This is a genomic window from Mesorhizobium sp. B1-1-5 (assembly GCF_006443065.1).
Taxonomy (GTDB): Bacteria; Pseudomonadota; Alphaproteobacteria; order Rhizobiales; family Rhizobiaceae; genus Mesorhizobium.
In genome coordinates this window covers 1-11,530 of the sequence record NZ_VFWS01000148.1, presented here as the reverse complement: position 1 = coordinate 11,530, position 11,530 = coordinate 1, and the positions used below count along the sequence as shown (strand labels likewise).

The 11,530-nt window shown below is 65.8% G+C and carries 11 protein-coding genes; 7 read left to right on the top strand and 4 right to left on the bottom strand.

What is annotated here, in order from left to right:
• Positions 1-213: 213 nt before the first annotated feature.
• The 3 genes from xylB to FJ980_RS27050 form a co-directional block, all read right to left on the bottom strand.
• A complete protein-coding gene (gene xylB / locus FJ980_RS27060; RefSeq protein WP_140546740.1) occupies positions 214-1,668 on the bottom strand; it encodes a xylulokinase in 1,455 nt (484 codons plus the stop codon).
• 82 nt (positions 1,669-1,750) lie between these two features.
• Entirely contained in the window at positions 1,751-3,070 is a 1,320-nt protein-coding gene (locus FJ980_RS27055; RefSeq protein WP_140546739.1) for a tetratricopeptide repeat protein, read from the bottom strand.
• Between the two features lie 4 nt (positions 3,071-3,074).
• Positions 3,075-3,698: a LysE family translocator gene (locus FJ980_RS27050; RefSeq protein ID WP_140546738.1), complete on the bottom strand. Its 624-nt coding sequence runs from the start codon at positions 3,696-3,698 to the stop codon at positions 3,075-3,077.
• A gap of 303 nt (positions 3,699-4,001) precedes the next feature.
• Here FJ980_RS27050 and FJ980_RS27045 point away from each other — a divergent pair, with 303 nt between their 5' ends.
• The 7 genes from FJ980_RS27045 (at position 4,002) to FJ980_RS27015 (ending at position 10,268) form a co-directional block, all read left to right on the top strand.
• On the top strand, positions 4,002-4,691 hold the full coding sequence (locus tag FJ980_RS27045) for a L,D-transpeptidase (protein WP_224531778.1): 690 nt from the start codon (positions 4,002-4,004) through the stop codon (positions 4,689-4,691).
• A gap of 85 nt (positions 4,692-4,776) precedes the next feature.
• Positions 4,777-5,943, top strand: a complete 1,167-nt coding sequence (locus FJ980_RS27040; RefSeq protein WP_140546736.1) for a diphosphate--fructose-6-phosphate 1-phosphotransferase — start codon at positions 4,777-4,779, stop codon at positions 5,941-5,943.
• A gap of 14 nt (positions 5,944-5,957) precedes the next feature.
• Positions 5,958-6,704 carry an MBL fold metallo-hydrolase gene (locus FJ980_RS27035; RefSeq protein ID WP_140546735.1) on the top strand — a complete coding sequence of 249 codons (747 nt, stop codon included), beginning with the start codon at positions 5,958-5,960 and terminating at the stop codon, positions 6,702-6,704.
• 189 nt (positions 6,705-6,893) lie between these two features.
• Positions 6,894-8,432 carry a DegQ family serine endoprotease gene (locus tag FJ980_RS27030; RefSeq protein ID WP_140546734.1) on the top strand — a complete coding sequence of 513 codons (1,539 nt, stop codon included), beginning with the start codon at positions 6,894-6,896 and terminating at the stop codon, positions 8,430-8,432.
• Positions 8,433-8,557: 125 nt separating this feature from the next.
• Complete coding sequence (locus FJ980_RS27025) at positions 8,558-9,169, top strand: molybdopterin-dependent oxidoreductase (RefSeq protein WP_140546733.1); 612 nt, start codon at positions 8,558-8,560, stop codon at positions 9,167-9,169.
• Positions 9,170-9,210: 41 nt separating this feature from the next.
• Positions 9,211-9,951, top strand: coding sequence for a ferredoxin reductase (locus tag FJ980_RS27020; protein ID WP_140546732.1), 741 nt, complete (start codon positions 9,211-9,213; stop codon positions 9,949-9,951).
• Positions 9,952-10,019: 68 nt separating this feature from the next.
• A complete protein-coding gene (locus FJ980_RS27015) occupies positions 10,020-10,268 on the top strand; it encodes an AbrB/MazE/SpoVT family DNA-binding domain-containing protein (RefSeq protein WP_140546731.1) in 249 nt (82 codons plus the stop codon).
• 13 nt (positions 10,269-10,281) lie between these two features.
• Here FJ980_RS27015 and FJ980_RS27010 read toward each other — a convergent pair.
• On the bottom strand, positions 10,282-11,530 hold a 1,249-nt coding region (locus FJ980_RS27010), incomplete at its 5' end, for a nucleotidyltransferase family protein (protein WP_140546730.1).

Here is an 11,530-nt window from a genome sequence, read left to right as displayed (position 1 = left end):
GGTGCCGGCGCAGTGAGGATAACTGGGTAAGAGTGGCGCGAGGCACCCCCCTCGTGCCTGCCGGGCATCTCCCCCTCTGAGGGGGAGATTGGCAGCTTCGAGGCCTCGCCTCTCCTTGCAACGCCGGCGATTGGCGAAAGCCGACGTGACATCCAATCTCCCCCCTTGAGGGGGAGATGCCCGGCAGGGCAGAGAGGGGGGCCTCGCGCCTGCTCACGCAGTTACCGCCCTAATCGCCGGATATAGCGCCCGATATCTCTGATAAGCATCGACATAAGCACCACCAAGCCCGACGTCCGGCTCGATCGTCGCATCCGTCGCCGGCGCGGTGCAGACGCCAAGCGGATCGGCGCCGGTCGCGGCGATCAACCCCAACCGCGCCGCGCCGAAGGCGGCGCCGAAATCGCCGTCGGCCGGGATGTCGACCGGCACCTGCAGCGCGGTGGCGATCGCCTTCAGCCAATAGCGCGAGCGCGAGCCGCCGCCGATCGCGGTCACCCGGCTCAGTGTCGTGCCGGCCGTCTTCAGCGCTTCGAGACTGTCGCGGAACGCGAAGGCGACGCCCTCAAGCACCGCCTGCGTCAGCACGGCCCGGCTCGATTGATGCGCCAGCCCGGTGAAGGAGCCGCGGATGGCGGAATCATTGTGCGGCGTGCGCTCGCCCGAAAGATAGGGCAGGAAAGAGACGCCCGTCGGCGCCTTCAGCATATCGCCGAGTTCATGCGTCAGGTCGCCGGCGCTCTTTCCGGTGATCTCCGACAGCCAGTTGAGCGAATCGGTGGCCGACAGGATCACGCCCATCTGGTGCCAGGTGTCGGGCAGCGCATGGCAGAACGTGTGCACCGCGCTTTCCGGATTGGGCAGATAGGAAGCGTTCGCCGCAAACAGCACGCCCGACGTGCCGAGCGACACGAAGGCGTGGCCGGCGCCGACCGTGCCCATGCCGCAGGCCGAGGCCGCGTTGTCGCCAGCGCCGCCGGCGATCGGGATGCCTGTCGCGACACCCCATTTGGAAGCGAGCTCGCCCCGCAAGGCGCCGGCCTTGGCCGTGCCTTCGACCAGCGAGGGCATGTGCTTTTCGTCGAGCGATGTCGCCGCCAGCAGTTCGGGCGCCCAGCGGCGCTTGCCGACATCGAGCCACGAGGTGCCGGCCGAATCCGACATCTCGGAAATATGCTCGCCGGTCAGCCAGAGCCGCAGATAGTCCTTTGGCAGCAGCACCTTTGCCACCTTGGCAAAAATTGCCGGCTCGTTGTTCTTCACCCAGGCAAGCTTCGGCGCGGTGAAGCCCGGGAAGACGATGTTGCCGGTGAGCTTGCGGAAGCGTGGATCGGCATCGAGCGCGGCCGCCTCGACATGGCTGCGCGTGTCGTTCCACAGGATGCAGGGGCGCAGCACCTTGTCCGCGGCATCGAGCAAGGTGGCGCCATGCATCTGACCGGAAAGGCCGATGCCTTTGACCGCGGCCAGTTCCTTCGGATGCGAAGCTTTGAGTTCGGCAATCGCCGTCTCGCAGGCCTCGATCCAATGGGCCGGATCCTGCTCCGACCAACCCGGATGCGGCCGCGAGACGTCGAGCGAGCCATGGCCGGAGCCGATGACCTTCTGGCCGTCGTCGATCAGCAGCGCCTTGACGCCCGAAGTGCCCAGGTCGAGGCCGAGATACATGATTTCCTCCCACTGCCGTTAATTTTTTCGGACCCCGAAAAAATCTGGCTTGGCCAGTTTTTAGGACAAGATCCGCTCCGGGTCAATTCTCTGACAAATCGGCGGCGCGACGCGAGAACAGCGCCGACAGCGGGCTGTCCGGCCGGGCGAGCTGCCGTTCGGCCGTCAGCGCCCGCGCCAGCGCCGTGTCGCCGGCGCGCAGAGCGGACTCGATCAGCGTCAAGTCGATCACGTCGCGCTGCGCATGGCTGCCGCCGAAACGATGCGCGATCGAGCGGATCGGCCGGATCAGGCGCACGGCCTCGTCATATTTGCCTTCGCCGAAGGCCTTGATCGCAAGCGTCAGCGGATGGCCGACATCGCGCGTGAAGGCGGCGTTGTCATCCTCGACGCGCATCGCCTCGCGTTGCGCCTCGAGCAGCGTCTTGGCCGGCGCCTCCAGGCCTGCGCCGACAAAGGCCATCATCGCGTGCGCATCGTTGAAGGCATAATTGCCGGCGGCGGCTTTTGGCATCCAGTTGGCCGCCAGTGCCGCCCAGCGGTCGCCGACATCGACGCCGCCCAGGGCGAGGCGCCACAGGATCGCCGAGGCATCGACCATATTGAGCGCCAATGTCGAGCGGTCGCCATAGATCGGCCCGTCATAGAGCTTGAGCACCTCGTCGGTTTCGCCGAGATCGTAATGGAACAGCGCCAGGTGCCACCAATTGTGGATCTGGAGAAAACTCTCCTTGGTCCATGCATCTGGATTGGCGCGCATCCAGGCGATGCCGTCTCGTTGCCGGCTTTGCATTTCCATGACATGCGCGACCGCATGCTGCGCCCAGCCGTCGCGCGGTTCGATCTCCACAGCCTGCCGGCCGAAGGATTCGGCACGGGCGTAATCGCCCATTTCCTCCAGCCCGAACGCCTGCATGCCGAGAATGGCGTGGTAGCCCGGCATGCCTTTCTGCCAGGCCGGCAGCGCCCGGCCGATGCGGTCGCGCAGCATGCGCGCGTTGCCGGTGAAGAAATCGATCTGATGCCCCACTTGCAGCGCCAGCGCATCGTGCGGAGTGTCGATCGCGATGTCTTCGAGGATGCGTGCGCTTTCATGCCAGCGGCCATCGGCGAGATGCCCAAGCGCCGCGACATGCGCCTGTTCGCGCACGGTGCCGGCGAGCAGCAGCGCTGCCGCGTGGCATGATCGCGCGACCGCCATCGCATCCCGCTCCGTGGCGAGGCCGAACAGATAACCTTTGAAAACATGCGCCATGACGAAGGCCGGATCATCGGCAATGGCGCGGTCGATGGAACCGACCGGGTCGCCGATGAAGCATTGCAATTCATGCACGGCGCGGGCGTAGGACGAAAATCCGGCTTCGGTCGCGCCCGAGTAAGTCAGACCGAATGCGTCCTTCATAGCGTCAGTTGGCCGACCGCACCGCCACCGTCGCGATGCCGGCGCCGACCAGCAGCGTGCCGCCGGTGCGGTTGAAGATGCGGATCGCCTTCGGGTTGCGCACGATCGCCCTGGCCCTGGATGCGACCAGCGCGTAGCCGAAGGCGTTGGCGAAGGCCAGGGTCAGGAAGGTCGTCTCGAAGATCAGCATCTGCGTCCAGAAGTCGGCATGCCGGTCGAGGAATTGCGGCAGGAAGGCGACGAAGAAGGTGATGCTCTTCGGGTTCAGCGCCGTCACCAGCCAGGCATGCGCCATCATCCGTGCCGCCGAAACCGCGTCGGTGCGCGGTTCGGCCTTCAGCGCGCCGCCGGCGCGGAACAGCTTTATGCCGAGATAGATGAGGTAGCCGGCGCCGATCACCTTGAGCACGGTGAACACCGTTGCCGAGGCCGCGAGCAGCGCGCCGATGCCGAGCATCGACAGCGTCATGGCGGTGAAGTCGCCCAGCGCCACGCCCACCGCCATCGGCAGCGCGGTGCGCCAGCCTTGCCCAAGCGCATAGGAGACGACCAGGAGGATCGTCGGGCCAGGAATGATGAGAAGGATGGAAGAGGCGGCGGCGAAGGCAGCCCAGTTTTCGAAGGACATTTCCCTGCTCCTTGAGCGCAAAGAAAAGGATAAATCCTGGAGCCGGCGAGAATGTAAAGGGGCCGTCGGAAAATCTTCAGCCCCCGGCCGGCGGCTCATCTACCGCCATAACGATCCGTTAGGGTTAAGCTTGGCACGCGCTCTTTCACCCTTTTTCAACGATGAATGGCGAAAATGCCTGCGATCCGGCCGGACCCCCGCCGGCAGCGTAGGGTTTGGTGCATGCGCGAGTTGCCGCAACGTCTGACGCCGCCTTCCAACGGCGCCGCAATCGATACCGAAATTCAGCTTTCCCGCCGCGCCATGCTTTCCGGCGCCGGCGCCATGGCGCTGCTCGGCCTTGCCGGCTGCAGCACCACCGACACGCTCGACCTGCCGCAAATGCAGCTCGACAACACCGTCACCGGTTCCGTGCCGCCGATGCGTCCGGCGATCAGCGTCGACAAGAACATCACCGGCCCGGACGTCATGTACGCCTCGCTCACCGACGGCGGGTTCCAGGTGCCGGAGGTGCCGTGGCAGAAGGTCAAGCCGCAGTTCCGCCGCCAGATCGTCGTCGACAAGACCGGCGAGGCGCCCGGCACCATCGTCGTCCACTTGCAGGAGCGCATGCTCTATCTCGTCCAGCCGGGCGGCGACGCCATCCGCTACGGCGTCGGCATCGGCAAGGACGGCTTCCGCTGGTCGGGCCGCGCCAACATCCAGTACGGCCGCGAATGGCCGGTGTGGACGCCACCGCCGGAGATGATCCAGCGCAAGCCCGAACTGGTGAAATGGCAGGGCGGCCAGCCCGGCGGTCTCACCAATCCGCTGGGCGCCCGGGCGCTCTACATCTACCAGAACGGCAAGGACACCGGCTACCGAATCCACGGCTCGCCCGAATGGTGGAGCATCGGCCAGGCCATGTCGTCGGGCTGCGTGCGCCTGATCAACCAGGACATCATCGACCTCTACAGCCGCGTTTCCAAGAAGAACCCGGTCGTCGTCGTCTGATCGCTCCGCCGGCTCACTCTTCCGTTGCGCGATGCCCTAAGACAGGCGAAGGTGCCGTGAAAACCTTCGCCTCGGGAGAGAAAGCATGGCTGGAACCTTCGTCATCGCGCAGGGCGGCGGCCCGACCGCCGTCATCAACCAGACGGTCGTCGGCGCCACGCTGGAAATCCGCAAGCGTCATCCCGGCGCCAAGGTGCTGGGCTCGCTCCATGGCGTGCGCGGCATCCGCGACGGCAACTATGTCGATCTCTCCGCCATCCCCGAAGACCGGCTGTGGCTGATCGCCGGCACGCCGAGTGCCGCCCTCGGCTCGACCCGCGACAAGCCGGACGCCGCCTATTGCGAGGTCATTCTCAACGGCCTGAAAAAGGCCGGCGCCGACGCCTTCATCTATATCGGCGGCAACGACACCTCGGGCACTCAGCAGATCCTGACCGATGCCGCCGGCGGCTCGATCGCCTTCGTGCATGCGCCCAAGACCATCGACAACGATCTCGAGGAGAACGACCACACGCCGGGCTTCATCTCGGCGGCCGAATTCGTCGCCGGCGCCTTCCTCTCCGTCGACCTCGATTTCCGCGCGCTGCCCGGCATCTATCTCGGCATCGTCATGGGCCGTCACGCCGGCTTCCTGACCGCCGCCGCGGCCGCATGGCAGCTCGATCCCGACAGCGGACCGCATCTGATCTATGTGCCGGAGCGCGCCTTCTCGGCGAAGCGTTTCATCGATGAAGTGCGCGAAAAGCTGGACCGCCACAAGCGCTGCATTGTCGCCGTCTCGGAGGGCGTCAGCACCGCCGACGGCAAGGCGCTGGTCGAAAGCCTGGTGCCACCGGACAAGCTGGAGCGCGACCAGCACGGCAACGTCAAACTGTCGGGCAGCGACCTGCCGGCGGCGCTCGAACGGGCCCTGGCCGAAGGCCTGCCGGGCAAGCGCGCGCGGGTCGACGCGCTGGGCTATATGCCGCGCGGTTATGTCGGCGCGATCAGCGCTGTCGATGCCAAGGAAGCCTTCGACGCCGGCGCCTTCGCGGTTGCCGTTGCCGGCGAAGGCGGCGGCTCGGTCGCGATCCAGTATGATGGCTCGAAGACAGTGCTGAAGAAGGTGCCGCTGAAGGCGGTGGCCGGCAAGACGCGTCACATGCCCGACGATTTCATGCAGCCGGACGCCAACCAGCTGTCGGAGGCCGGCATGGCCTATCTGAAGCGGCTGGTGCCGGAAAAATACAAGGTCGGCAAGCCCTTCGTATGATGGGTGGCGGCTCGATGCTCGAGCTTGCGGTCGGCGACTGGTTCGGCAAGGCGAAAGTCGATGCCGGCACGACGATGCTGACCGAACCCTTCGTGCATGATTTCGTGCGCGCCAACATGTGGCATTTGAAGGGCCGCGACGCGGATCTGCTGGTCGATACCGGCATGGGCATTCGCCCGCTGGCGCCTGAGATCGACACGCCGCCCGGCAAGCCGCTCATCGTCGTCGCCACGCATATCCATCTCGACCATGTCGGCTCGCTGCATGAATTCCCGCTGCGCCTGGGTCCGAAGATGAGCGCGGCGCGGTTCGACGTCATGGATGATGCCGTCACCTACGCTTACATGTTCCACAATCTCGACGGCGCCGTCTCGAAGCTGCCGGCGCCGGGCTGGAAGGCGGCTGATTACCGGATTCCCTCGGCACCGCTGACGCGTGCGCTCGACGAAGGCGACATCGTCGATCTCGGCGATCGCAAATTCCGGGTGCTGCACCTGCCTGGACACTCGCCGGATTCGATCGCGCTTTTCGACGAGGCCGATGGCCTCTTCCTCGCCGGCGATGCCATCTATGACGGCATGCTGATCGACGATCTGCCGGATTCGGACCGCATGGCCTATTGCCGCACCATGCAGCGGCTGCTCGACCTGCCGATCCGCATCGGCCATGGCGGCCATGGCCCGAGTTTTACCGGCCAGCGAATGCGTGAGATCGCCTCCGCTTATCTGCGCCGGAGAGAGCGGTTCGTAAGCGCTCCCTGAATTAAATCTTCGTAAGGTCATCCAAAGGCCCTGATTCAGGCCATTCCGCACCCTAAATCTTGATTGTCGATCCGGCCGGCTGCCATGCAAGGCGAGGCAGGCAATCCCGGTCGCCGACACGCCAACGGATGCGTGCTTCGAGAGCCATCCGGGGCGCCGGATCAACCTCTCGCCCGGACAGAAACGACCATGTCACCCATGAACATTCTTCGCAGACATCGCGTCGCGGCCCTGTTGGGCGCTGCGCTGATCATTTCTCCCGTCGTCGTCTCCTTCGCCCAGAACAATGCCGGCCTGAGCACCGTGGCCGCGACGACGCAGACGCCGGTACCCGGCATCACCGCTCCGAACGGCTCCTTCGCGCCTGTCATCGCCGTCACCAAGCCGGCCGTCGTCACCATCACCTCGGTCACCAAGGCGCAGGCCCAGGACGAGGGTTCGCCGCTTGGCGGCAACGTGCCCTTCGACCAGTTCTTCCAGCAGTTCTTCGGCGATCAGGGCATGCCGATGCCGAAAGCGCCACCGCAGCAGCAGTCGCAGCGGCAGGAGGCCCTCGGTTCCGGCTTCATCGTCGGCGCCGACGGCACGATCGTCACCAACAACCATGTCGTCGACGGTGCAAGCTCGATCAAGGTGACGCTCGACGACGGCACCGAGCTTCCCGCAAAGCTCGTCGGACACGACGCCAAGAACGATCTCGCGGTGCTCAAGATCAAGGCCGACAAGCCGCTGCCGACCGTCAAATGGGGCGATTCCAGCAAGCTGATGACCGGTGACCAGGTGCTGGCGATCGGCAATCCGTTCGGCATCGGCACCACGGTCACCGCCGGCATCGTCTCGGCGCGCGGCCGCGACCTGCATAGCGGGCCGTTCGACGACTTCATCCAAATCGACGCGCCGATCAACCACGGCAATTCCGGCGGCCCGCTGGTCGACGTCAACGGCAATGTCATCGGCATCAACACCGCCATCTACTCGCCCAATGGCGGCAGCGTCGGCGTCGGCTTCGCCATCCCGTCGGACCAGGCTGAGAAGGTCGTCGCCAAGCTGATGAAGGGCGGCGACATCGAGTACGGCTATCTCGGTGTGCAGATCCAGCCGGTCACCCCGGATGTTGCCAGCGCCATCGGCATCGATCATCCGGGCGGCGCGCTGGTCTCCCAGGTCACCGACGGGTCGCCGGCGGCCAAGGCCGGCATTGAAACCGGCGACGTCATCACCGGCTTCGGCGGCCAGGAGATCAAGGATCCGAAGGATCTGTCGCGCGCCGTAGCCGACGTGTCGCCGGGCGCCAGGGAAACCGTCAATATCTGGCGCAAGGGCAAGGCGATGCAGATCTCCGCCGATGTCGGCCGCAACGCCGAAGATCAAAAGACGGCCTCGAACGGCAACCAAAGCCGCAGCCCGTCGGCCGAACAGGGCCTGCGCGTTCCCTCGCTCGGCCTCGGCCTGACCGACCTCACCCCCGATATCCGCGACCAGCTCAATCTTGCCGGCAACCAGCGCGGCGCGGTGGTCGAGCGGGTCAATCCGGACAAGGCGGCATCGGCCGCCGGCATCCAGCCGGGCGACGTCATCGTCGGCGTCGACCAGACGCTGGTGAAGACGGCCAGGCAGGCCAACCAGGCGATCGCCGAGGCAGGCAAGTCCGGCAAGAAGTCGGTGCTTTTGCTGATCGATCGCGGCGACGCGCAGATATTCGTCGCGGTGCCCTTCGCCGCCGGCTGACAAGGGCCTCGACAGAGCCTGCCGGCGTCTCCGGCAGGCTCTGTCTGCAAGATTTCTGTTGCTCCCCAGAGCGTCTTCGAGAACACTCCCCGCGATCGACCAAATCCGGCGCAAGGGATGTCTCGATGGTGACCCGTGGCTTCTTTTCCGGACGGCGTCCTCCTGCCGACACCGACGCGCGAATCCCGCCGGGCCAGTATCTGGAGCAAGGGTTCCCGGTTCTGTCGGCGGGGCCGACGCCGCGGGTCCGCGCCGAGGATTGGTCCTTCACCTTGAAGCAGGGGCCAAAGCCGATCAAGAAATGGAACTGGGCCGAGTTCAACGCCCTGCCGCAAAGCAAGATGACGCGCGACATCCATTGCGTGACGGCCTGGACCAAGTTCAACACGCCCTGGCAAGGCGTGATGATCGACGACATCCTCGCCGATGCCGGCATCCAGCCGCCGACGGCTTACACGTTGGCGCTATCCTTCGACGGCTATTCCACCAATGTGCCGACCAAGGACCTCGTCACCGGCAAGGCGATGGTGGCGCTGCTCTACGAAGGCAAGCCGATCACGGCCTATCATGGCGGGCCGGCCCGGCTTCTGGTGCCGCATCTCTATTTCTGGAAATCGGCCAAATGGGTGAACGGGCTGCAGTTCACCGAGCGCGACGAGCCGGGCTTCTGGGAGCTGCGCGGCTATCATATGTATGGCGACCCCTGGCGCGAGCAGCGCTATTCGAGCGATCCCTGAAGGCGAACCCCTGAAGGCGAACCCATGAGTGGCGAATCATCATGACCGCCGAGCCATCGCCGCAATCGCCCTGGCAGGCAGCCACGATCACCCGCATCCAAAAGCGCACGCCGCGCGTCGCCAGCTTCTGGTTCCAGCCGACGCGGCCCTTCGCCCATCTGGCCGGGCAGCATGTCGACATCAGGCTGACGGCGCCGGACGGCTATCAGGCGCGCCGCTCCTATTCCATCGCCTCGGCGCCGGGTGGCGGCATCGAGCTGGCGATCGAGCGGCTCGACGACGGTGAGGTCTCGCCCTTCTTTCACGACGTGGCTGCCGTCGGCGACGAGATCGAGCTGCGCGGGCCGCTGGGCGGCCATTTCATCTGGGAGGAAAGCGACGGCGGACCGATCCTTCTGGTCGGCGGCGGCTCGGGCGTCGTGCCGCTGATGGCGATGCTGCGCCATCGCACGCTGCGCAACACGGCGGTGCCCGTCGCGCTGGTATTCTCGGCGCGGGTCTGGGACGAGGTGATTTTTCGCGACGAGCTGATCGGCCTCGACGATCGTCGCGACGGGTTCGATCTGGTGCTGACGCTGACCCGCGAGCCGGCCAAGCGCCCCTCCGACTATTCCCGGCGCGTCGACGCCCGCATGATGGCGCAGGCCGTCGAGCGCCTGCCGAAGGCGCCGAGGCTCGCCTATGTCTGCGGCTCGAATGCATTCGTGTCGACCGCGGCCGATGCGCTGATCGGTGCCGGAGTTCCGGCAGGGTTGATCCGCACCGAGCGCTATGGGGTTTGAATTGCGGGTGCAAGCCGTTGAAATTCGATTCATAACTTGCTCACTTCTGGTGTTACCGAGGATCGAGGATGGCCACCACCGTCACGGCAAAAGGACAAGTGACCATTCCGAAGCCGGTCCGCGATCTACTGGGGATCGTCCCGGGAAGCCAGGTCGATTTCCGACGCGCCGCAGATGGGAGCGTAGTGCTGGCTCGTGTTGACAGGAAGCAACTGGTGAGCCGCTTTGCCGAGTTGCGAGGCCATGCCGGTGAGGGGCTCACGACCGACGCGATCATGGCGCTGACGCGTGGCGAAGCGTGGCGCTCGTCGATTTAATCGAGTGCTACTGTCAGCCGGTCGGAGAAAAAGTGGCCGAAACGAGCTGGAAAGGCAGCGCGCCATAGCTGGCGACGGCCTGCTCGTTGTCCCAGACGCGAAACTGGCGTGACGGCCGAGCCTCCAGCACCAGGGCCCGTCCTGTCCCCTCACGCGTCACCTTGCCGCGAAAGCGCAGCATCCGCTCTCCGCCGGAACGGCGGATCGCCATCGAGCGCAGCCGGGCTACGTGCCGGTCGCCCGCATTGATCTCCATCTCGATGCGTCGCCTGACCGGCGGGACGACGATGCGCACGATGAGATCGAGCATCATCTCGCCGGCTTCGCCCTGCGGTTCGTCCAGGGTTTGCGAGAGCACAAATGCGGCAGGCCCGCCTGTCGCCTTGATCGTCACGGACTTGCCGCGCCACACGGTGTCCGGCTCGATCTGCTTCAGCCGGCCTTTCTTGCGCCGCAGGCGCAGCTGCTTTGCAAATCCCCGCGACAGCCAGGTCAGCGCGCCGAAATCGGTGCGCGGCTTGGCCTGCAGAACCGACGACAGCCGCGCCGCGCCGCGCCGGTCGGCCATGTCCACCACCTTGGCCAGGACGACCTCCGGCACCGCGATGCCAATCTCCAGCGCAAGATAGGAAAGCGCCACCGCCGCGGCGACGGCGAGACTGCGCCTGGCGATGACATCGAGGAATATGGTCCAGTCGACAGTGCCGCCCTCGATGGCCACGGTGCAATCGACCAGCCAGTCGCTATGCGTATGCGCGTCGAGGCCGCCATGCGCGATGGCGAGCGCGATGCGGTCGGCGGGCGAGGGCACGACCACGCGGACATCGCTGAATTGGGCGGCGACCGCGCGGCGCCAGATCGCGAGGTCGTCCTCGGTGTTCTGCTGCGACCCGTCATAGGCAAGCTGATGCAGGTCGATGTCGCCGTAATTGCCCTTGAAGAAATTCATCGAGCGCAGCGATCCCAGCCGTGCGCGCAGATATTGCGGGGAAACGCCGCTGGCGATCTGCCAGCCACGGTCGCGCAACACATCGAAGGCCGGCTGCATATCGCCCGGCCGCACCAGTATATCGATGTCATGCGCCACGCGCCCGCGCTGCGCGGCCGCATCGAGCGCGATGCGGCTGGCGCCCTTGATCAACATCACCGTGCAGCCGGCATCGACCATCGCCTTCAGTGCGGGCTCGGCCTCGCGCATGGCGGCCTCGACGCGCATACGCATAGCGACTGGCTGGTCGATTGCACCGTGGCCATCGAGGGCG